This window comes from Ruegeria sp. D4 (assembly GCF_056534475.1).
The window spans coordinates 127,759-149,776 of the sequence record NZ_JBQFPJ010000012.1; the positions used below are offsets into that span (position 1 = coordinate 127,759).

Consider the following 22,018-nt stretch of genomic DNA (forward strand, 5'->3'; position numbering starts at 1 on the left):
AGAAGACCCATGACCGAAGCCTATATCTATGACGCTCTGCGCACCCCGCGCGGCAAGGGCCGCAAGGATGGCAGCCTGCACGAGGTAACCTCGGTGCGCTTGTCCGCCCTGACCCTGACCGCGATGAAAGAGCGCAACAACCTCGAAGGCCACGCCGTAGAGGACGTGATCTGGGGCAATGTCACGCAGGTGATGGAACAGGGCGGCTGTCTGGCACGCTCGGCCGTGCTGGCGTCCGATCTGGACCAGTCGATCCCCGGCCTGGCGATCAACCGTTTCTGCGCCTCTGGCATGGAAGCGGTGAACCTGGCTGCGAACCAGGTGAAAGGCGGTGCTGGCGACGCTTACATCGCTGGCGGTGTCGAAATGATGGGCCGCGTGCCCATGGGCAGCGATGGTGCCGCCATCGCCGTTGATCCGTCTCTGGCGATGAGCACGTATTTCGTCCCGCAGGGTATTTCGGCCGACATCATCGCGACGGAATATGGCTTCAGCCGGGATGACGCCGACGCCCTGGCGGTTGAATCCCAAAAGCGCGCAGCAGAAGCATGGGCAGACAACCGGTTCGAAAAGTCGGTTATCACCGTAAAGGACCAGAACGGGCTGACCATTCTGGACCGCGACGAATATATGCGCCCCGGCACGGACATGCAGAGCCTTGGCGCGCTGAACCCCTCATTTGCGATGATGGGTGAGCAGATGCCCGGCTTCGACAAGGTGGCCATGCTGAAATACCCGCATCTGGAAAAAATCAACCACATCCACCACGCAGGAAACAGCTCGGGCATCGTGGACGGTGCAGCGGCTGTTCTGATCGGGAACAAGGAGTTCGGTGAGAAGTACGGCCTCAAGCCGCGCGCGCGCATCAAGGCAACTGCCAAGATCGGTACCGACCCGACCATCATGCTGACCGGCCCGGTTCCTGTGACCGAGAAAATTCTGGCCGACAACGGCATGAAGATCAGCGATCTGGACCTGTTCGAAGTGAACGAAGCCTTTGCCTCAGTCGTGCTGCGCTTCCAGCAGGCATTCGACGTCGACCCGGCGTTGGTCAACGTCAACGGCGGCTCGATCGCGATGGGTCACCCACTGGGTGCAACCGGCGCAATGATCATCGGCACGCTTCTGGATGAGTTGGAGCGTCAGGACAAGGAAACCGGTCTGGCCACGCTCTGCATTGCGTCCGGCATGGGTGCCGCAACCATTATCGAGCGAGTCTGATGCCCAAGCTGAATCTCTCTCAAATCCCTTTCCGGGGCGGTTCGGGTTACCCCGGCAAGCTGGCCAAAGCTGGCAATGGCCGCTTTGTTCAGCCTGTGGGGGATGCAGGCGGGCTGACACAGTACGGCGTCAACATCGTGCGGCTGGAACCCGATGGCATGTCTTCGCTGCGCCATTACCATATGGAGCAGGACGAGTTTGCGATCATGCTCAGCGGCACCTGTGTGCTGATAGATGACGATGGCGAGCATGAGATGCAGCCCGGCGATTGCGCCGCCTGGCCCGCAGGTGAGGCCAATGGCCATCACCTTGTAAACAAAACCGATGCGCCCGCGACCTTTCTGGTGGTGGGCACACGGACGCCGGCCGAGACCGGATATTACAGCGACATAGACATGATGGTGAAGTTCGATGCACACGGCTTTCGCTTCACCCGCAAAGACGGCAGCCCGCTGACGGCTGACCAGATCGGAGACGAGACATGACTGATTTCACCATGAAAGTGGACGCCGACGGCGTTGCCATCATCACCTGGGACGTGCCCGAGAAAAGCATGAACATCCTGCGCGTCGAGGCGCTGGCCCTGATCGAAGAGATGATCGATCAGGTTCTGTCAGATGACAACATCAAGGGTGCGGTTATCACCTCGGCCAAGGACAGCTTTGCCGCCGGTATGGATCTGAACGTGCTGGGATCGATCCGCGAGAAGTCGGGCGATGAACCAGCGCAGGCCATGTTCGATTTCACAATGAACGGGCATCGCATTCTACGTAAGATCGAACTGGCGGGAATGGACCCGAAGACCAAAAAGGGCGGCAAACCGATTGCCGCCGCCCTGCCCGGCACCGCGCTGGGGATCGGGCTTGAGGTGCCACTGGCCTGTCATCGCATTTTCTGCGCCGACAACCCGAAGGCCAAGATCGGCCTGCCCGAAATCATGATCGGCATCTTCCCGGGCATGGGCGGAACCACCCGCATGGTCCGCAAGCTGGGTGCCGTTGGTGCGGCTCCGCTATTGCTGGAAGGCAAAACACTGGAGCCGAACAAGGCCAAGGGTGCGGGAATGGTCGATGAGGTCGTCGAAGACCCGCTGGCCGCCGCGAAGGAATGGGTGCTGAACGCCAGCGATGCGGATCTGGTCAAGCCTTGGGATGCAAAGGGGTACAAGATGCCCGGTGGTGCGCCGTACCATCCGGCTGGCTTCATGAACTACGTTGGCGCTTCGGCGATGGTCAACGGCAAGACACAAGGCGCGTTCCCGGCCGCTCAGGCCCTGCTGAGCGCGGTCTACGAGGGTGCTCTGGTCGATTTCGACACAGCCCTGAGGATCGAGGCGCGCTGGTTCACTTCGATCCTGATGAACCCGTCCTCGTCAGCGATGATCCGCAGCCTGTTCCTGAACAAGGAAGCGCTGGAGAAAGGCGCAGTGCGACCTCAGGGTGTGCCGGACCAGTCGGTTAAGAAGATCGGTGTTCTGGGCGCGGGCATGATGGGCGCGGGCATCGCGCTGGTGTCCGCTCAGGCCGGGATGGAAGTCGTTCTCATCGACCGCGATCAGGAGGCCGCCAACAAGGGTAAGGCCTATACCGAAGCGTACCTGGACAAAGGTATCAAGCGCGGCAAGGTCACGGCTGAAAAGAAAGAAGCCATGCTGGCCCGCATCACCGCGACGCCCGATCTGGAGCATCTGAAAGGCTGCGACCTGATTATTGAAGCGGTATTCGAAGACCCCGCAGTCAAGGCCGACATGACCAAAAAGGTCGAAGCGATCATTCCCGAAGATTGCATCTTTGCCTCCAACACCTCGACCCTGCCGATCACCGATCTGGCCAAGGCCAGCGTGAGGCCGGATCAGTTCATCGGCATCCATTTCTTTTCGCCGGTCGAGAAGATGTTCCTTGTCGAGATCATCAAAGGCAAGGAAACCGGGGATCGTGCGGTTGCCAAGGCGCTGGATTACGTGCGTCAGATTCGGAAGACACCGATCGTCGTCAACGACGCGCGGTTCTTCTACTGCAACCGCTGCATCATCCCGTACATCAACGAAGGTGCGCGCATGATTACCGAGGGCGTCAGCCCTGCATTGGTTGACAACGCCGCACGTCAACTGGGTTTCCCGGTCGGGCCGGTACAGCTGACCGATGAGACCTCGATTGATCTGGGCGCCAAGATTGCCCGCGCAACCAAGGCGGCGATGGGCGATGCCTATCCCGAAAGCCCCTCGGACGATCTGATCTTCTGGATGGAAGAACAGGGACGTCTGGGCCGCAAGGCAAATGCAGGCTTCTTCGACTATGACGAAAAGGGCAAGCGCGTCGGGTATTGGAAAGGTCTGCAAGACAAATACCCGCTGGCCGAAGATCAGCCCGACCTGATCGAAGTGCAAGAACGCCTGATGTTCGCACAGGTTCTGGAAGCGGTCCGCGCGCTGGAAGAAGGTGTTCTGGAGGATATCCGCGAAGGTGACGTGGGTGCCATTCTGGCCTGGGGTTTTGCCCCGTGGTCCGGTGGCCCACTAAGCTGGCTGGACATCATTGGCGCACCTTACGCCGCCGAACGCTGCGACCAGCTGGCAGCGCAATACGGCGAACGGTTCGCCTGCCCGCCGCTGCTGCGTGAGATGGCCGATAAGGGCCAGACGTTCTATGGCCGCTTCGCGCCCGAGGCCAAGGCCGCCTGAACAAGTGATGCAGGCGCGTAATACGCGCCTGCATCGTTTTCTTAGTGTTTGGTTAGGTCTGCCATTCAGGCCGCAAGAACAGGGCTGGCACATTCGGCCTGCCGGGTCTTCCCGGGCGGCGCACTCCCAACTGTGGCCTGACGGGAAAAATCGGTTCTTGCGGGATGGGCGCGGGCAGCGCACCCAACGGGTTTGCAAGGGCTGATAGTTCGCCCTTGTATGCGATCAGATCGACAAGGTGGTCGGCGTCCTGCGCCTCGGCGATCTGGTATGAAGGCTGATCCGGGGACCCGCGCGATCCAAAGCGACTTGCCGGGCAATAGGCCTGCAACCCGCCTTCAAGGAAGACCACCTCGTCACAATCGAAAAAAAACGTGCTTACATCGAAGGTTGTGGACGGTGCTTGCGAGGTCATCCGGCACATTCCGCTGAGCATCCGGGCCGGGATCACAGACACGCCTTCGGTGCCCGGTTCAATCCGGCTTATGTCCAGCGCCACCCCCTGTTCTGGCATCAGCCAGACAGGACGCCCATTATACGCCGCACGCGACGGCACGTAGACGGGCAGATATTCTGCGCGCGTTTCGCCCGTTGCGATGCTCACCCTGTCAGTCGCAATTCGGCGTACTTCCTTGAAACCATGGTCCAATGTTCGGACAAGATCACCTGCCGCAATGCGTTCCACCGGCTTCCAGCCTCGGGTCGTTGCAATCTTGGTGCCGTGGACAAACCCGCCCCGGCGCGACAACGTTGCATTGCGCGACAGGACGTCGTCCATCTTCCGCGCATGATCTGATAAATCAGTAACACTCACTACTTCAAACACGTGCCCAGCCCCCCTTGGCACAGATAAACATTGAAACGTGGGTATCATGTGATCAGGCGCGCTGTCTTAGTTTTGACATATTTTAGCCCGAATTGAGCCTGTTCCGGCCCAATTGACCCACAATCAGCAAACAATGCGATTGTTTTTCACAGGCTTGCCGGAAATTCGGAAACGGTGACGGGATCAGGAGTGGAACCGGTAGTCGAATCTTCCGATATCTTCCGCGCAGGCATCCGACACCGCATTTCGGGTTCGCGTGGAATAGTACTGCCGATAATCCACCTCTCTTTCGGACCCGTTGAGATGCGGAAGGGTCAGCCTGAAACCGAGATGCTCGAACAACGGTTCAGCATCCTCCTCGAACTTCTCAAGCCGAATAAAGGCTCGGCACTGCTCGTGCCCATCTGCCCGCGTCATGTAGCGCCGCGCGGGATGCGCCTGAATTGACCTAAGCGTGGCCGGTTTCAGCAAAAATTCTTCAAAAGACGACACCTTTGCCAGCGACACTGCGGGGTGGTCAAATTTCTGGTCCCGCAGCCAATGGTAGTAACTGACAAACCGATCCCATGGGTTGCGGACCAGCGTGAAAGTGAACATGCGCTCCAACACCTCGGGCGGGACAAGCCCGTCGATATCCGCCAGCGTGGAGTGTTTCCACAACCGCCCCCTGGCCTGTAAGCCCTTTTGCCGTCGATGACGGTTCCGCGCCTTGGGCGTGTCTCCGATCAGGATGTCATCCTTCGTCGCCCTCTGTTCCAGCGCCGATGCAAGCGACGTGCCGCCCGTTTTGGGGATGTGAACAAACACATACGACCTGCGCCGGGAAACGATCACGCCACGGCCTGTTCCGCCGACGCGCGCATCGAACGCCAGCCCAGCAGGGCTCCGGTCAGCACGATCAGCCCGATGCCGACGATCTGGATGCCATCGATTGATTGGCCGAAGGCCGCCCACGCAAACGCAGGACCGAAGATCATCACCGAGTATTCGAAGATTGCGACATAGGATGGCTCACCAACCTGATACGCCTTGATCAGCATGAAAACGGCTATGGTTGACCCTACGGCCTGGACCACCACCCAAAGAAGCGAGGGTTGTATCTGCCAGACCACGCCACGGGTCACGAACCCTTCCGGGCCCGGTTCCGCACCGACCGGAAAGATCGAGAACCCCGTCAGCCCCAGCGCGCCAGCAATACCAAGTGTAATTACCATCCCCCCAAGCATGACGACCGTACTTTCCTGCGCGCAGTGGGACCGTGTCAGGATCGCCCCAAGCGCATAGAAAAACCCGCCTGCAACCGGCAACAGGGTTCTGGCATCGAAATCCGCCGGATTGAGTTGCAGAACCAGAAGTAATCCTAGAAACCCGAGCAGCGCAGCCAGAATTCGCCAGGGCCCGATTTTCTGCCGCAGACCAAGGGCCGAAATCAGCAACACGAAAATCGGGGACGTAAACAACCCCGCCAACGCCTGAGCAACCGGCATCAAAGCAAGCGACGAGAAGTAAAACAGCATGGCCAGCGTCATCAGGACGCTTCGCAAAAGAACAATGCCCGGGCGGATCGGGCGCAATCCGCCCAACCCAAGCAGTGACAACAGAAGCACCAGCGGCAGCATCAATATTGCGCGGCTCAGGTGGAATTGCCACAGACCGATCGTTTCGGCCACCAGAACCACGACATTGTCGATCACCCCGATGATGGCCATTGCGCCGATCATGAGGCCAGAGGCCAAAACGGGTGAAGATGGGTTGCCTGTCTGCATTCTGTTCAATTTTCGCCTTCGCTGCCGGACCCGCGTATTTCCCCGCATCCGGATACCGGGCGCAAGTGCCAAATACGGTTCAACAGGTTTGCGCCGCGTAAATTTATCATGCTAAGCTGGATCAAAATAATTTTGAGCAGACCTCGCCCCGATGACGGCCCTAAAACAGTACCAGCGGATCGAAGCCACCGGTCTGTGGCGGCCCTCGCCCGATATGCAGCGGCGCGAGGTGGTCGTGTCAATTGGCGAGGCCACGCTGACGATATCGGATTTCAATGACCGTGCGCTGACCCACTGGTCCCTGGCCGCGCTGGAGCGACAAAATCCGGGCGGCTACCCGGCCATTTTCAACCCTGACGGCGACCCGGATGAAACGCTGGAACTGGCCGAATCCGAAACCACGATGATCGAAGCGATCGACAGGCTGCAACGTGCAATCGACCGGTCACGTCCGCACCCTGGCCGACTGCGCTGGCTGAGTGTCGGCGGGGTAGTCGCCGCCGTGGCGGCCCTGCTGTTGCTCTGGCTGCCGGTTGCCTTGCAAAGCCACGTTGTTTCAGTCGTTCCCAAGATCAAGCGGCAGGACATCGGCGATACCATCCTGCAACGCATCGAAAGGGTCTCCGGGCGCGCCTGTGTATCGGAAGATGCCAAGGCCGCGCTGGATATGCTGGCAAAAAGGACCGGTGTACGGCAGATCGTGATCCTGCCTGCCGGGGTGCAGAACAGCCTTAGCCTGCCCGGCGGCACGGTGCTGCTGAGCCGAACGCTGGTCGAGGATCATGAAGACCCGGCGGTGGCGGCAGGATATGTCATCGCCGAACGCGCTCGGGCCGAGGCACATGACCCGCTTGATGACCTGCTGGACCGCACCGGCCCGACAACCGCATTCCGGTTGCTGACGACCGGTGAACTGACACCGCAGATCATCGACAGTTACACCGAGCAGGTCCTTTCGGAACCGCGCCCATCCCTGCCCGATCAGGAATTGCTGGCCGTGTTTGCTCAGGCAGCCCTGCCCTCGACACCTTACGCCTACGCGCGTGATATCACCGGCGAAACGGTTCTGGGCCTGATCGAGGCCGACCCGATGGTGGGCCGATCCCAGGAGCAGGTCCTGCCTGACCGCGACTGGGTCCGGCTGCAAAACATCTGTGGTGAATAAAGCGTTCGGGATTTACCTGAACACTCTCCGACACGAATACCCCGAATACGCCGTAGGCGGGGCAGGGATTTCGTGCCTCACCTTACACCCGAAACGCCGCAGACAGCTTACTTGGTACCGAACATCCGGTCGCCGGCGTCGCCCAATCCGGGCATGATATAGCCCTTGGAATTCAGTTCGCGATCCAGCGCGGCCGTCACGATATGCACATCCGGATGGGCCTCTTTCATCCGCGCGACCCCTTCGGGCGCGGCCAGCAGACAGAGGAAACGGATATCGGTCGCGCCTGCCTCTTTCAGCAGATCAATCGCAGCGGCTGAACTGTTGCCTGTGGCCAGCATCGGATCCACAGCAATGACCAGGCGGTCTTTCAGTCCTTCGGGCGCTTTGAAGTAATACTGGACAGGTTTCAGCGTCTTTTCATCGCGATACAATCCGACAAAGCCCACCCGCGCCGACGGGATCAATTCCAGCACACCGTCCAGCATCCCGTTGCCAGCGCGCAGAATCGACACCAATGCCAGTTTCTTACCGGCCAGAATGGGGGCGTCCATCTCCTCCATCGGGGTTTCGATGTTGCGGGTCGTCAGCTTTAGTTCTCGCGTGACCTCATAGGCCAGCAACAGGGTGATTTCCCGCAGCAACTGCCGGAAAACGGCGGTCGATGTACCCTTGTCCCGCATGAGCGTCAATTTGTGCTGCACCAGCGGATGATCAACGACGGTCAGATGTTCGCTCATGTTTTCTCCAGTCTTTTTTGGACCCGCGCACGGGTGTCTTCATCACAGAAGGCCGCATTGAGGGCCGTATCATTCATTGCGCTGAAATCCTCGGCCTCCCAGCCGAAAGCTGCGTTCAGCATCTCATATTCACGTCGCATGGTGGTATGGAAAAACGGCGGATCGTCGGTTGAGACGGTGACCTTGACGCCCGCATCGCGCAACTTTGCGATCGGATGGGCGCTGAAATCCGGATACAGGCCCAGCGCCACATTGGACCCCGGACAAACCTCAAGCGTGATGTCCCGGTCGACCAGTTCATACATCAGGTCGGGGTCTTCGATAGCGCGCACACCATGTCCGATCCTCTCGACCCCCAGGGCGCGCACCGCATCGCGCACACTGTCCGGTCCGCCAAATTCACCCGCATGGGTGGTCAGCCGCAATCCTGCCTCGCGGGCGCAATCAAACGCCCACTTGAAATCGCCCTGCGCGCCGACCCCTTCGTTGCCGCCCATGCCAAAGCCCGTGATCCAGTCGCCTGAGGTTTCGGCCGCGCAACGGGCGCTGAGTTTCGCCTTGTCCGGGCCAAAATGGCGAACACACGTGACGACGCCGCGCAGGGTGATGTCGAACTTGCGCTCAGCCTCATCCGCGGCGTCCTGAATGGCATTCAGGTAATCGCGCCAGGCGTGCACATCGCCACCGCCGCAGAAATCGGGGCTCAGGAAGGTTTCCGAATACACCACACCATTGGCAGCGCTTTCTTCCAGAATAGCCAGGGTCAGTCGGCGGAAATCCTCGGGCGATTTCAGTACTTCGCAGGCAGCCTCATAAACGCTCAGGAAATGGGCGAAATCGCGGAAGTCATAGGAGCCGTGGGGCTTGAAAATACCGCTCAGATCAATGCGTTTTTCATGCGCAAGTTGGCGAATGAAGGCGGGCGGAGCCGCGCCTTCGTGATGCAGATGCAACTCGATCTTGGGCAGGTCTGCGACAGTCATAGAAAACTCCGTCCCGGTCCATGTGCCGGAATGTTCAGGTGATGCGCGATGCTGGCGGCGACATCGGCGAAATTGACCGCACCGATCTGCCCTGCGCCCCGCCCTGCGATCAGCACCGGCACCTTTTCGCGTGTGTGGTCTGTGCCGGTCCAGCTAGGATCATTTCCATGATCGGCGGTCAGCACCATAAGGTCACCCGGGCGCAGTTTTATCAGGATCGCGCCGATTTCGCGGTCGAACCATTCCAGCGCGCGGGCATAGCCGCTGATGTCGCGGCGATGTCCATAGAGACTGTCAAACTCGACAAAATTGGCAAAGGTCAGACTGCCGTCTTCAGCTTCGTCCACCAGATCAGACAGGTGCCCCATCAGTTCGGCGTCCGAGCCCTTGCGCAAAGTATCAATCCCCTGCATCGAGAAAATGTCGCCGATCTTGCCCACAGCGTGAACGCGGCGGCCGGCATCCTGAGCCCAGTTGGTCAAAACCGGCGCGGGCGGCAGAATGGCAAAATCTTTGCGGTTGGTGGTTCGGGTGAACCCGCCCTCGGGCGAGCCGATAAACGGGCGCGCGATAACGCGGCCGATCTTCATGTCATGCAGCATCGGGGCCAGCGTCCGGCACATCTGCAGCAGACGGTCGAGGCCAAAGCTTTCCTCATGCGCGGCAATCTGGAACACGCTGTCGGCCGAGGTGTAGCAGATCGGCCAGCCCGTCCGCATGTGTTCGGCTCCTAGTTCGGCAATGATTTTCGTGCCCGAGGCGTGGCAATCGCCCAGTATCCCGTCTGTTCCGGCTGCCTCTGCCGCCGCGCGGCTCAGATCAGCGGGGAATGCGGGCGTAGTGTCCGGGAAATAGTGCCAGTCCCACGGCACCGGCAGTCCGGCCAGTTCCCAGTGGCCCGAAGGCGTGTCCTTGCCCAGCGAATGTTCGTGCGCGCAGCCCCAGAGGCCGGTTGGTTCGACCTCGAGCCCCGGTGTTTCATCGCCCGAGGCCAGACGCACAGACGCTCCCAACCCCAGCGCGTCGAGGTTGGGCAGGTGCAGCGGACCCGATCGACCATCTTCGGCGCGCCCTTCCGCGCAGGCCTGCGCGATATGGGCCACGGTGTTGGCGCCCGTATCCGGGACCTCGCCGTTAAAAAACTGATCCGCATCCGGTGCGCCGCCAATACCGACAGAGTCCATGACGACAAGGAAAGCCCGTCTCATGCGGTAATCCTTTCATGGACGAGATCGGGGGCCGGTACGGGCGCTTCGCTGATCGTGATGGCCTGCAAAATCGCCTCTGCGGCTTGCCGGGCCGCGTCTTCGCGTGCGGCGTGCACCACGGCCAGTGGCTCGCGCTGTGATACCTGCTGCCCCAATCGCACGATGTCAGAAATGCCCACTGCCGGGTCAATGACGTCGGCTTCGACCTGCCGCCCGCCACCCAGCGCGACGACGGCCAGACCCAGCGCCTCGCCGTCTATGCTTGTGATATAGCCGCTGTGTTGGGCCGCAACTTCCTGAATGACATTCGCTTCGGGCAGAAAGCGTTCCCAGTTTTCGACAAGATGGACCGGACCGCCCACCGCCGCCATCATGCGGCCAAATCGATCCGCCGCCCGACCATCCCTGATCACATCGGCGATTTGCCTGCGCCCCTCGTCAATCGAGGCAAACATCCCTGCATCTTTAAGCAGCACACCGCCCAGTTCGGCGGAAAGCTCGGCAAGAGGCGTCGGTTGGCCGCTGGTCATCGCCTTCATCACCTCGGCTATTTCCAGCGCATTGCCCAGCGCCGAGGCCAGAGGCTGGTTCATATCGGTGATCACTGCCGAAGTGCGACAACCGGCGGCGTTTGCTGTTTCGGTCAAGGCCCGCGCCAGATTTCGGGCATCATCCAGCGTTTTCATGAACGCACCGGAACCGACCTTCACGTCCAGCACCAACGCATCCGGGCCCGCTGCCAGCTTTTTCGACAGGATCGACGCCGTGATCAGATCCAGGCTTTCAACTGTCGCCGTCACGTCGCGCACCGCGTAAAGGCGTTTGTCCGCAGGCGCAATCTGGCCGGTTGCGCCGACGATGGTCGCACCGGTTTCGCGCAATATCTGCTCCAACCGGTCCTGACTGATTTGGGTGCTGACCCCTGGAATGGCCTCAAGCTTGTCCAGTGTCCCGCCGGTATGGCCAAGGCCACGCCCCGAGATCATCGGAACATAGGCCCCGCATTCGGCCAGCGCCGGCGCCAGCACAAGGCTGACACAATCCCCGACCCCACCGGTCGAGTGCTTGTCGATCACCGGACCGTCCAGATCCCAGCTCAGCACCTCTCCACTGTCCCGCATCGCGACGGTCAGATCGGCGCGGCCCTGTGCGCCCAGACTGCCCATGCAAACTGCCATGGCAAACGCCCCGGCCTGCGCGTCACTGACGGCACCATCGGCCAAACCCTGGGCGAACCAGTTCAGCTCTGCACTGGTCGGAACGTCACCCCGGCGCAGTTTTGCGATGATCGAACGGGCGTCCATAGGTTCAGACATCCTCCATATGAGAGGCGTCGAACGCGCCGGGCAGAAGCTGTCCGATGGTTGTCTCAAGCTCAGTTCCGGTTGCTGTCGCAAGCGTCACTTTGACGTCCGGCTTGCCGAATTCCGCCAGCTTCTGACGGCATCCGCCACAAGGCGGTACCGGTTGCGGGCTTGAGGCGACAACATAAACCTCGGTCAGTTCCTGCTCACCCGCGGCCACCATCGCGGCAATCGCACCCGCTTCGGCACAGGTGCCTTCCGGGTAGGCGACATTTTCCACGTTGCAGCCGGAAAAGATCACTCCGGACTTCGACCGGATCGCCGCGCCCACTTTGAACTTCGAATACGGCGCGTACGCGTTTTCCCGGACGGACAGGGCGGCGTCTTTCAAAGGCATGGTGATTCCCAATTTTTGATCATCTGGTCAGAATGCCATACCCTAATGGAAAGAGCCGGGGGATTTGAAGCCCCCGGCGCATGTTTCCTGATCCGATCTTGGCTTAACCCAGCGTTGTATTGAAGGTCCCGGGCAATGTGACCTCCAGCAGCTCGACATCATCGGACGGGTCCGCAAGGCGCGTGCGCATCCCCGGCGGGATCACAAAGGCGTCGCCCTGTTCCAGCCGATAGGGATCACGTCCTTCCCCTTCCAGCGTCACCTGACCGTTCATCACGAAGGTGAAATGGATATCGGTATCATGACTGGCCCAGACCGGATCGCCCTGCCCCCGTTTTACCACCTGAACCCCGGCAACGCCCTTAGTGTTTTCCGCAATCGTGGTGTCCCGGCAGATATATCCCGGCAAGCGGAACTCCCCCCACTCGGCATCTTTGGCCTGATTGTACACAAACCGCTGCCCCTGCCATTCCCGCGTGGGCCGGAAATGAGGGGTGGGCAGATCCATGTCATGATCGATTTCCGTGACATGTTCCGCGGGTACACCGATCTCAATCACCTGCACATTGTCCGAGGCCTCGAGCACGCGGTGACGGATTTCCGGAGGCTGGATAAAGCAATCGCCCGCCGTCAGGCGCATCTTTTCGCCCTGATCCTCGTACACAACATCGACCCAGCCGTGGATACAGAAGATCAGCTGAAACCCGACCTTGTGAAAGTGCACCATGTCGGGCACCGGGCCGCCATCGGGGATACGGATGTGGCTGGCGATGATCGACCCGCCCAGCCGATCAGGCACCAGATCGCGATAGTGCATACCCGCCCGTCCAATGATCCACGGCGCCTGGTCCTTTAGCCTGCGCACGACAAAGGAATGCACCGTTTCCGGCATCACCAGCGGCGGGTTGCGGTCGTCAATTTCTATGCGAGTTCCATTGGGGGCGACCAGCACACGCTCGCCATCGGCAAACCGATCCGGATCCTCGGTCAGGATTCGCAAGGTCCCGGGCGCCTCGGGCGCGTCCTTTTCGATGCGCAATCGCAAGCCATGGCCCGAAAACACCGCAACACGGGGGTCATCGGCGGGATAGATCATATCCATCCGCATCCCCAGCGTTCTGGTATAAAACGGGATGTCGTCGCGCAGTTCGTTCGTGGGCAGACGGAATTCAGCGAGTGTCGGACTTTTGCTGCTGGTCATCAGGCTTCTCTTCAATATTCGATTTGGGCCATCCGATCAGAACAGAGGCCAAAATGCCAATCGAAAAGAACATCTCGAGCGTTTCTTCCAGCGCAAACAGACGGATCGCCATAATCGGGGACAGCGTCTCGTCAAAAAGTCCCGAGACCTCTTCCAGAAGCTGGGCCACCACAGCCGACAGCCCGGCAAGAACGAAGATCAGCAAAAACGGCGCGCGCTGTTTCAGCGCAAGCCGTGCGTTGGGCACCCCGTGCCAAATGGCACCGCCCAGTATGATGACCGCAAGCACGACCCGGATCAGCGTCATGTCCAGAATGTCATCCAGGCCGCTCAGTATCATAAACGGCACGGTTCCTTCGGAATAAATGTCTGCTTCCAGCTCTCGCTCGGCCAGAAGCAGGCAGGTCACACCGATGTACAGACGTTTCAATCCGGGAAACCGCACCAGTGCCGCCAGCCCGGCAGCAAGCAGCGCGGCGGCCGAAATCGTTTCGAACGGCCCCCCTTCCTGGTTGAGCTGCTCGGCCTGCAGGGGCCAAATCACAACGGCGCACAGGATCAGGGCCATCAGCGCGATTGCCACGCGGAATCCGGACTTTTCCATTCCAAATGAAGATTGGTTGCCTGAAACGGCCTTCTCCGGCCGCGTGTTGTCTTTTATGCTCATGCCTGATTTTGCGCTTCGCTGCAGTGAAAGTCCACTCCGTGTAAAAGAACCACGAACAATTTCAACCAGCCTGTCACTCTCGGCCAATTCCGGCCTACGCATTAGACCGCATAGCCAAGTCAGAAAATATAGTTTAACACTAAACCAAATTCCGGGAAGGAGCTTGTTCACCGATGTCCGACACACCCAGCCTGCGGCAGGCCGCGCTTGACTATCACGCCCACCCGAAGCCCGGAAAACTTGAGATAAAAGCAACCAAACCGCTGGCCAATGGCCGCGATCTGGCGCGTGCCTATTCGCCCGGTGTGGCCGAGGCCAGCCTTGAGATCAAATCGGATGCCGCCAATGCCGAGCTTTATACGTCGCGCGGGAACCTGGTGGGTGTCGTGTCAAACGGCACCGCGGTTCTGGGGCTTGGCAATATTGGCGCGCTGGCCTCGAAACCGGTGATGGAAGGCAAGGCGGTTCTGTTCAAGAAATTCGCTGGTATCGACTGTTTCGATATCGAAGTGGACCAGCCCGACCCGGAAAAGCTGGCGGATATCGTCTGCGCGCTGGAACCGACCTTCGGCGCTATCAATCTGGAGGACATTAAAGCACCGGATTGCTTTGTCGTCGAAAAACTGTGCCGCGAGCGGATGAACATCCCGGTATTTCACGATGACCAACACGGAACGGCCATTGTCGTTGGCGCCGCGGCCAAGAACGCCCTGCACGTTGCCGGCAAGAAGTTCGGAGACATCAAGGTGGTGTCAACTGGCGGCGGTGCGGCGGGCATTGCCTGTCTGATGATGCTGGTCAAACTGGGGGTCAAGCGCGAGAACATCTGGCTGTGCGATATTCACGGGCTGGTCTACGAAGGCCGGGCCGAAGATATGAACCCACACAAAGATCAGTTCGCGCAGAAATCAGACCTGCGCACACTGGATGATGTAATTGGCGATGCAGATCTGTTTCTGGGACTCAGCGGCCCGAATGTCCTGAAGCCCGAGATGGTCGGAAAGATGGCAAATCGCCCGATCATCTTTGCCCTGGCCAATCCGACCCCTGAGATACTGCCGGATGCCGCCCGAGAGGTTGCTCCGGACGCGATCATCGCAACGGGCCGCAGCGATTTTCCCAATCAGGTCAACAACGTGCTGTGCTTTCCCTTCATCTTTCGCGGTGCCCTGGATATCGGCGCGACCGAGATCAACGATGACATGCAGATTGCCTGCGTCGATGGCATCGCCGAACTGGCCCGCGCCACCACCAGCGCGGAAGCCGCTGCCGCCTATCAGGGAGAACAACTGACGTTCGGGCCGGATTATCTGATTCCGAAACCGTTCGATCCGCGTCTGGTGGGCGTTGTATCGTCATCGGTTGCCAAGGCGGCAATGGCCAGTGGCGTGGCCAAACGGCCGATCTCGGATATCGAGGCTTATAAGGAAAGCCTGAACCAGACTGTTTTCAAATCGGCCCTGCTGATGCGTCCGGTGTTCGAGGCCGCAGCCGCAGCGTCGCGCAGAATTGTCTTTGCCGAAGGCGAAGACGAACGGGTTCTGCGCGCGGCACAGGCGATCCTGGAAGAAACTACGGAAACACCGATCTTGATTGGCCGACCCGAGGTGATCGATGCACGCTGCGAAAAGCTGGGCCTGACTGTCCGGCCGGGGCAGGATTTTCAGATCGTGAACCCGGAAAACGACCCGCGTTACTACGACTACTGGAACTCTTACCATCAGGTCATGCAACGCAGGGGCGTCACACCGGATCTGGCCAAGGCGATCATGCGGACCAACACGACCGCGATTGCCGCGATCATGGTCCAGCGTGAAGAAGCCGACAGCATGATCTGTGGCACATTTGGCGAATACCGCTGGCATCTGAACTATGTCGAACAGGTTCTGGACGACGGAGATCTTCGTGCGCAGGGCGCGCTGTCCCTGATGATTCTGGAAGACGGTCCCCTTTTCATTGCCGACACACATGTCCGGCAACTGCCCACACCTGAAGAACTTGCCGAAACGACAATCGGGGCGGCCCGCCACGTGCGTCGTTTCGGACTTGAGCCCAAAATCGCATTCTGCTCGCAATCGCAATTCGGCAATCAGGCCGAAGGTTCTGGCAAACGTCTGCGCGCCGCGCTGGATATTCTGGACTCCAAACCTCGGGACTTCACCTATGAAGGTGAAATGAACCTGGATGTTGCGCTGGACCCCGAGCTTCGCTCGCGTATCTTCCCAAATTCGCGCCTTCAGGGCGCCGCCAACGTATTGATCTTTGCCCACGCGGATGCCGCCAGCGGGGTGCGAAACATTCTGAAGATGAAAGCGGACGGAATCGAGGTCGGCCCCATTCTGATGGGCATGGGCAACAAGGCGCATATCGTGACGCCCTCGATCACGGCGCGCGGCTTGTTGAACATGGCGGCCATTGCCGGAACCCCGGTCGCGCATTACGGTTAATGGGGTGGCTCTGACATAGGCCGCCGTTTTCGGGAGGGGGCACCATGAAGGGGCATTGTCACTGCAAGGCCGTTCGTTGGGAAAGTGACGGCAACATAGCGTGGAGTTGCTATTGCCACTGCACAGATTGCCGCCGCAACTGCGCCGCCCCTGTTACCGCATTTTTCGGATTGCCGCATGAATCGGTGACCTGGTCTGGCGATCCACCTGCGGTCTATCGCTCATCTCCGGATGTCGAGCGGCTGTTCTGCGCGGCCTGTGGAACTCAGATGGCGTACCGCAATGCAGGGGACACGGTGAACATCCACCTTTACATCGCGACGCTGGAAAACCCGGAAACAGTTTCGCCCCGGTTTCACGTGTTCCATACAGATCACCTGCCGTGGCTGGATATTCAGGACAGCTTGCCCCGATACGCCAAGACCGGAAACTGAACGCTCCGTGATTCCGCGGCCATTTGCAACTAATAATTTGCAGTTTTGCAAAACAAAGGCTTTGTTGCGAATTCACCTTGATCGGGAAGGCGATTTGCAAAACTTTGCAGCCCATTTTCCCGGTATCTGCAAATAATTCGCGGTAAACTGACGCGTCGTCATTTCAGCCGCTTGTCCGACAGGCGGCAGATGCCTAACACACTGGCAAGGGATTTTGAGGAGGACGATGCCGTGGCTTATCAGGACATCTATGAGAGTTGGAAATCCGATCCGGAGGCGTTCTGGATGGACGCCGCCAAGGGGATCGACTGGGTACAGCCGCCAAGCAAAGCGCTGTTTGACGACAATGCCCCGCTCTATGAATGGTTCTGTGACGCCAAGGTCAACACCTGCTGGAATGCGGTGGACCGGCATGTCGAAAACGGTCGGGGTGAGCAGACGGCCATAATCTACGACAGCCCGATCACCCATACGAAACGCGAAATCTCATATGTCGAACTGCGCAACCGCGTTGCAACGCTGGCCGGGGCGCTGCGGGCCAAGGGGATCGAGAAAGGCGACCGGGTCATCATTTACATGCCCATGATCCCCGAAGCGCTTGAGGCGATGCTGGCCTGCGCGCGGTTGGGGGCTGTTCACTCGGTCGTGTTTGGCGGTTTTGCCAGCAATGAACTGGCCGTTCGGATCGACGACGCGAAACCAAAGGCGATCATTGCGGCGTCTTGCGGGCTGGAACCCGGTCGGGTGGTGCACTACAAGCCGCTACTGGACGGCGCCATCGAGATGGCGAGTCACAAGCCCGAATTCTGCGTCATCTTCCAGCGCGAACAGGAAGTGGCACAGCTGATCGAAGGGCGCGATTTCAACTGGCATGGTTTCCAATACGGCGTTGAACCGGCGGAATGTGTGCCGGTTGATGGCAACGATCCAGCCTATATCCTTTATACGTCGGGAACGACCGGCGCGCCCAAAGGTGTTGTGCGCCCTACCGCAGGGCACCTTGTAGCGCTGAACTGGTCGATGAAGAACATCTACAACGTCGATCCGGGCGATGTGTTCTGGGCCGCCTCGGACGTGGGCTGGGTCGTCGGTCATTCTTATATCTGTTACGCGCCGCTGATCCACGGCAACACGACGATCGTGTTCGAAGGTAAACCGGTCGGCACCCCGGATGCGGGCACTTTCTGGCGGGTGATTTCTGAACACAACGTGCGCAGCTTCTTCACCGCCCCGACAGCCATCCGCGCTGTTAAGCGCGAAGACCCTTCCGGCGACATGCTTAAGAATTACGACCTGACCTGCCTGAGGGCACTGTTCCTGGCAGGTGAACGTGCAGACCCGGACACGATCACATGGGCGCAGAACGCACTGAAAGTTCCGGTGATCGACCATTGGTGGCAGACCGAAACGGGCTGGACCATTGCCGGCAACCCGCTGGGGATCGAGGAACTGCCGGTCAAGCTGGGATCACCCGCCAAGCCGATGCCAGGATATGACGTGCAGATTCTGGATGAGGCAGGCCACCCGGTTCAGGCGGGCGAGCTTGGGGCCATCGCGGTCAAACTCCCCCTGCCGCCCGGCACTCTGCCGACCCTTTGGAACGCCGAGGACCGGTTCCGCAAATCCTATTTGGATCAGTTCCCCGGTTATTACGAAACCGGTGACGCGGGGATGATCGACGAGGACGGCTATCTCTATATCATGGCGCGCACCGACGACGTGATCAACGTGGCCGGCCACCGCCTGTCCACAGGTGGGATGGAAGAGGTCCTGGCCGCCCATCCCGACGTCGCCGAATGCGCGGTCATCGGCGTCTCGGACCAGCTGAAAGGGCAGATGCCAGTTGGCTTTTTGTGCCTGAACGCCGGCTGCGATAAAGATCACGCCGAGGTCGTGCAGGATGTCGTCAAAATGGTGCGCGAAAAGATCGGGCCTGTTGCGGCGTTCAAGCTTGCTGTCGTGGTCGACCGCTTGCCCAAGACGCGGTCGGGCAAGATCCTTAGGGGTACCATGGTCTCGATTGCAGATGGCAAGGACTACAAGATGCCCGCAACCATCGACGATCCGGCCATTCTGGATGAGATCGCCGAAGCCCTGAAAACCATCGGTTACGCTCAGTAACCCAGAAACGGGCGACAAACCGTCGCCCGCTTTTCGCCTTTCGCTTGCAACCTGTTACCGGCTCCCTACTGTCACTCTGAGACAGAGAGGGCCCATGACAGATCAAGAACTCTGGCGACTAACCGCCACCGAATTGTCCAGCCAAACCCGCAGCGGCGCACTGAGCGCCGAGGCCGCTGTGCAAGGCGCGCTGGACCGGATGCACGAGATCAACCCGGACCTGAATGCGGTCGTAGACGACCTGAGTGTGCAAGCCCTTAAACGCGCACGAGAACTGGACAAGGCGCGCGCCAAAGGCGCGTCTGCAGGCCCGCTGCACGGTGTTCCCGTCACCATCAAGGTCAATGTGGACCAGAAGGACCACGCGACAACAAATGGCGTTTCTGCCCTGAAGGATGTCATCGCACCCGACGACGCCCCGGTGGTTGCCAATCTGTTGAAGGCAGGCGCGGTCGTGATCGGCCGGACGAATACACCTGAATTCTCGTTCCGCGCGGACACCGACAATCCGCTTTATGGTCGCACGCACAACCCCTGGGGCAGGCACATCTCGCCCGGCGGGTCGTCTGGCGGTGCAGGCGCTGCAGTGATGGCCGGCATCGGCGCACTGGGCCATGGCAACGACATCGGTGGCAGTCTGAGATTTCCGGCAGCTGCCAACGGCGCGGTGACGGTCAAACCCGGTCTGGGCAGGGTACCAGCCTGGAACCCCAGCCAACAGGCCGAACGCGGGTTACTGGCACAGTCCATGTCGGTGCAGGGGCTGATCGCACGTTCTGCTGCCGACCTGCACCTGTCCATGCCTTGTCTGATTACCCCTGACCCGCGGGATCCGTTCCACGTTCCCCTGCCCTGGCGGACCGAGAACCCGGATACCCCGATCAGGGTTGCATTTACGAAGAACACATACGGCTACGACCTGCACCCCGAAGTTGAAAAGGCGCTGGAAACCGCACGCGATGCGCTGACGGACGCGGGCTATCAGGTAGACGAAGTCGAAACGCCGGATGTGTTCGACTGCGGACGCAATGGGTATCGCGCACTGATGGGCGAGGTTCTGACCCTGATGAAAAGCGACATCGAAGCGGTCGGGTCGCAGACCATCCGGGATGTCTTTGAAGTGTATTTCCAGGAATTTCCGCCGATCGTGGGAACCGAGTTGATCCGCATGCTGGCGGAACGCAGCCACTATGCAAGGCAATGGTCACTGTTCATGGAGGACTACGCGCTGGTTCTGTCCCCATTTCTGCCGCAACCCTTCTTTGGACCCGATCGTGACACAGAGGGGGCCGAAGGTGTTCACGAGGTTCTCGGCTGCGCCGTCTACTCGTACGCGATGAACTTTCTGGGTCTGCCGGCCGCATGCGTTCCCGCCCGGCTTGCCAGCCTGCCTAAAGGCCCTCAGCCGATCAATGTGCAGATCGCTGCGCGGCGGTGGCGTGAAGACCTGGCGGTTGATGCCGCGGCCGCGATCGAAGCCCGCGTCGGGCAGATGTGTTTTCCGCTGTGGGACAGAATGGAATCAGGGGCACGCTGAGCCTCGGCCTAAACCCTGACAACGCAGCTGACAAAAATAGACCCCGGGTTTTTGTGCCCGGGGTCCGCATACTAAAATATGCCCGAATTTCTGATGACGAGCGTAGCACCACCCACCCTCGCCAGCGCGAAAACTGCGCAATCATTTCGAATACGCTGTTGGCGGCCACTCACTCCCGCCTTAGCGTGTTCTCCGGGCAAGTTCAGATTAACGAATGATAAAGCACTTTCCTGTGAACTGGTTCACACAAACCGAAAAAATGTTCAAACTGGACAGTTTAGGTAAACTGCTCCGAAATCAGACGCTCCTCAAGACCATGGCCGGGATCGAACAGAATTCGGTGTGTGATTGACGGCTCGGACCGGATTTCTACCCAATCTATGTCTGGGAATGAGTTCGAATCCGCATCCGCCATGACCGGGCGTTTATCCGCTTCGATCACATCAAACCTGACATGCGCGATCTTGGGCAACAGAGCGCCGCGCCAGCGGCGCGGGCGAAATGCGGCAATCGCGGTCAGCGCCAGAACATCCGACCCGATCGGCAGAATCGGGCCGTGGGCCGAGTAGTTGTAGGCAGTGGATCCGGCAGGCGTGGACAACAAAGCCCCGTCGCACATGAGTTCAGCCATGCGAACCCTGCCATCCACGCTGATTTTCAGCCGCGCGGCCTGCGGTCCAGCGCGCAGCAACGACACTTCGTTGATTGCAAGCGCTTCGTGCATCTTGCCGGACTGATCCATGGCGCGCATGGCCAGCGGGTTGATGACCTCCTCCTCGGCGGCGGCCAGCCGCTCCATCAGGTCACCTTCACTGAACTCGTTCATCAGAAAGCCGATGGTTCCGCGGTTCATGCCATAAACCGGCGTATCCAGATGTTGCATGTTGTGCAGGGTGTGCAACATGAACCCGTCGCCCCCAAGCGCGACCACAACATCTGCGTCCCGAGGCGCGGCATTGCCGTATCGGGCGACCAGCGCATCCCGCGCAATCTGGGCCACCTTGGCGTCGCTGGCAAGAAAGGCGATTCTCTGAATCATGTAAACGGGTTTCCGGTGCTGCACATTTGGTTCCGAAACAAACATACCTTTCCCCGATAGGCCAGACTTGACGCCATAACGGGCCAATTCGTCGCTTTACGACTTTTGCATGTATGTCGTTTCCGATAGGAAATCCGCAAGATTATTCCCAGCCATGTGGAGCCCCCATGAACGCCAATCTTCGTGACACCGGTTTTTTCACCCAGTCTCTTTCGGATCGTGATCCTGAGCTTTTTGGCTCGATCCGGTCCGAGTTGGGGCGCCAGCGCGATGAAATCGAGC

At 59.7% G+C, this 22,018-nt stretch carries 19 protein-coding genes; 8 read left to right on the forward strand and 11 right to left on the reverse strand.

All coding sequences use genetic code 11. The features are described from left to right. Nucleotides 1–9: 9 nt before the first annotated feature. Genes ACR0MI_RS16265 through ACR0MI_RS16275 form a run of 3 tightly spaced genes read left to right on the forward strand, consistent with a single transcriptional unit; the run spans nt 10 to nt 3,901 of the window. Nucleotides 10–1,221 carry an acetyl-CoA C-acetyltransferase gene (locus ACR0MI_RS16265; protein WP_170609550.1) on the forward strand — a complete coding sequence of 404 codons (1,212 nt, stop codon included), beginning with the start codon at nt 10–12 and terminating at the stop codon, nt 1,219–1,221. Beyond that, nucleotides 1,221–1,706: a cupin domain-containing protein gene (locus tag ACR0MI_RS16270; RefSeq protein WP_170609548.1), complete on the forward strand. Its 486-nt coding sequence runs from the start codon at nt 1,221–1,223 to the stop codon at nt 1,704–1,706. The genes ACR0MI_RS16265 and ACR0MI_RS16270 overlap by 1 nt, the downstream gene beginning before the upstream one ends. Then, nucleotides 1,703–3,901, forward strand: coding sequence for a 3-hydroxyacyl-CoA dehydrogenase NAD-binding domain-containing protein (locus tag ACR0MI_RS16275; RefSeq protein ID WP_170619494.1), 2,199 nt, complete (start codon nt 1,703–1,705; stop codon nt 3,899–3,901). Before ACR0MI_RS16270 ends, ACR0MI_RS16275 begins: the two co-directional genes overlap by 4 nt. A 52-nt stretch (nt 3,902–3,953) precedes the next feature. On the opposite strand, the gene ACR0MI_RS16280 is transcribed toward ACR0MI_RS16275, so the two are convergent. The 3 genes from ACR0MI_RS16280 to ACR0MI_RS16290 all read right to left on the reverse strand — a co-directional run bounded on the left by ACR0MI_RS16280 (nt 3,954) and on the right by ACR0MI_RS16290 (nt 6,493). Next, nucleotides 3,954–4,679, reverse strand: a complete 726-nt coding sequence (locus ACR0MI_RS16280; RefSeq protein ID WP_170609545.1) for a Hint domain-containing protein — start codon at nt 4,677–4,679, stop codon at nt 3,954–3,956. 231 nt (nt 4,680–4,910) lie between these two features. Continuing rightward, on the reverse strand, nt 4,911–5,561 hold the full coding sequence (locus ACR0MI_RS16285; RefSeq protein ID WP_170609543.1) for a sulfotransferase family 2 domain-containing protein: 651 nt from the start codon (nt 5,559–5,561) through the stop codon (nt 4,911–4,913). Then, nucleotides 5,558–6,493: a DMT family transporter gene (locus tag ACR0MI_RS16290; RefSeq protein ID WP_170609541.1), complete on the reverse strand. Its 936-nt coding sequence runs from the start codon at nt 6,491–6,493 to the stop codon at nt 5,558–5,560. The genes ACR0MI_RS16285 and ACR0MI_RS16290 overlap by 4 nt, the downstream gene beginning before the upstream one ends. 151 nt (nt 6,494–6,644) lie before the next feature. Here ACR0MI_RS16290 and ACR0MI_RS16295 point away from each other — a divergent pair, with 151 nt between their 5' ends. Beyond that, nucleotides 6,645–7,658 carry a hypothetical protein gene (locus ACR0MI_RS16295; RefSeq protein WP_170609539.1) on the forward strand — a complete coding sequence of 338 codons (1,014 nt, stop codon included), beginning with the start codon at nt 6,645–6,647 and terminating at the stop codon, nt 7,656–7,658. A 107-nt stretch (nt 7,659–7,765) separates the two neighbouring features. Here the strand turns inward: ACR0MI_RS16295 and upp are convergent, their stop codons facing one another. The 7 genes from upp to ACR0MI_RS16330 all read right to left on the reverse strand — a co-directional run bounded on the left by upp (nt 7,766) and on the right by ACR0MI_RS16330 (nt 14,158). Continuing rightward, nucleotides 7,766–8,398, reverse strand: a complete 633-nt coding sequence (upp, locus tag ACR0MI_RS16300; protein WP_170609538.1) for a uracil phosphoribosyltransferase — start codon at nt 8,396–8,398, stop codon at nt 7,766–7,768. Beyond that, nucleotides 8,395–9,381, reverse strand: coding sequence for an adenosine deaminase (locus ACR0MI_RS16305; protein WP_170816719.1), 987 nt, complete (start codon nt 9,379–9,381; stop codon nt 8,395–8,397). Before ACR0MI_RS16305 ends, upp begins: the two co-directional genes overlap by 4 nt. Next, the gene (locus tag ACR0MI_RS16310; RefSeq protein WP_170609534.1) at nt 9,378–10,589 is read right to left on the reverse strand and encodes a phosphopentomutase; all 1,212 of its coding nucleotides are present in this window, start codon (nt 10,587–10,589) and stop codon (nt 9,378–9,380) included. Before ACR0MI_RS16310 ends, ACR0MI_RS16305 begins: the two co-directional genes overlap by 4 nt. Next, nucleotides 10,586–11,893, reverse strand: a complete 1,308-nt coding sequence (locus tag ACR0MI_RS16315) for a thymidine phosphorylase (RefSeq protein WP_170609532.1) — start codon at nt 11,891–11,893, stop codon at nt 10,586–10,588. The genes ACR0MI_RS16310 and ACR0MI_RS16315 overlap by 4 nt, the downstream gene beginning before the upstream one ends. A 4-nt stretch (nt 11,894–11,897) precedes the next feature. Further along, a complete protein-coding gene (locus ACR0MI_RS16320) occupies nt 11,898–12,290 on the reverse strand; it encodes a cytidine deaminase (RefSeq protein WP_170609530.1) in 393 nt (130 codons plus the stop codon). A gap of 103 nt (nt 12,291–12,393) precedes the next feature. Beyond that, on the reverse strand, nt 12,394–13,491 hold the full coding sequence (locus ACR0MI_RS16325; RefSeq protein ID WP_170609528.1) for a cupin domain-containing protein: 1,098 nt from the start codon (nt 13,489–13,491) through the stop codon (nt 12,394–12,396). Beyond that, a complete protein-coding gene (locus tag ACR0MI_RS16330) occupies nt 13,460–14,158 on the reverse strand; it encodes a hypothetical protein (protein WP_170609526.1) in 699 nt (232 codons plus the stop codon). The genes ACR0MI_RS16325 and ACR0MI_RS16330 overlap by 32 nt, the downstream gene beginning before the upstream one ends. 173 nt (nt 14,159–14,331) lie before the next feature. Between ACR0MI_RS16330 and ACR0MI_RS16335 the strand changes: the two genes are divergently transcribed. From ACR0MI_RS16335 to ACR0MI_RS16350, 4 genes are all read left to right on the forward strand, one after another. Continuing rightward, nucleotides 14,332–16,605, forward strand: coding sequence for an NADP-dependent malic enzyme (locus tag ACR0MI_RS16335; protein ID WP_170609524.1), 2,274 nt, complete (start codon nt 14,332–14,334; stop codon nt 16,603–16,605). Between the two features lie 44 nt (nt 16,606–16,649). Continuing rightward, nucleotides 16,650–17,039 carry a GFA family protein gene (locus tag ACR0MI_RS16340; RefSeq protein ID WP_170609522.1) on the forward strand — a complete coding sequence of 130 codons (390 nt, stop codon included), beginning with the start codon at nt 16,650–16,652 and terminating at the stop codon, nt 17,037–17,039. A 231-nt stretch (nt 17,040–17,270) separates the two neighbouring features. Continuing rightward, the gene (prpE, locus tag ACR0MI_RS16345) at nt 17,271–19,160 is read left to right on the forward strand and encodes a propionate-CoA ligase PrpE (protein WP_170610867.1); all 1,890 of its coding nucleotides are present in this window, start codon (nt 17,271–17,273) and stop codon (nt 19,158–19,160) included. A gap of 94 nt (nt 19,161–19,254) precedes the next feature. Beyond that, a complete protein-coding gene (locus ACR0MI_RS16350; RefSeq protein WP_170609521.1) occupies nt 19,255–20,697 on the forward strand; it encodes an amidase family protein in 1,443 nt (480 codons plus the stop codon). Nucleotides 20,698–20,974: 277 nt separating this feature from the next. On the opposite strand, the gene ACR0MI_RS16355 is transcribed toward ACR0MI_RS16350, so the two are convergent. Further along, nucleotides 20,975–21,736 carry an NAD kinase gene (locus ACR0MI_RS16355; RefSeq protein WP_170609519.1) on the reverse strand — a complete coding sequence of 254 codons (762 nt, stop codon included), beginning with the start codon at nt 21,734–21,736 and terminating at the stop codon, nt 20,975–20,977. Between the last annotated feature and the right edge of the window lie 282 nt (nt 21,737–22,018).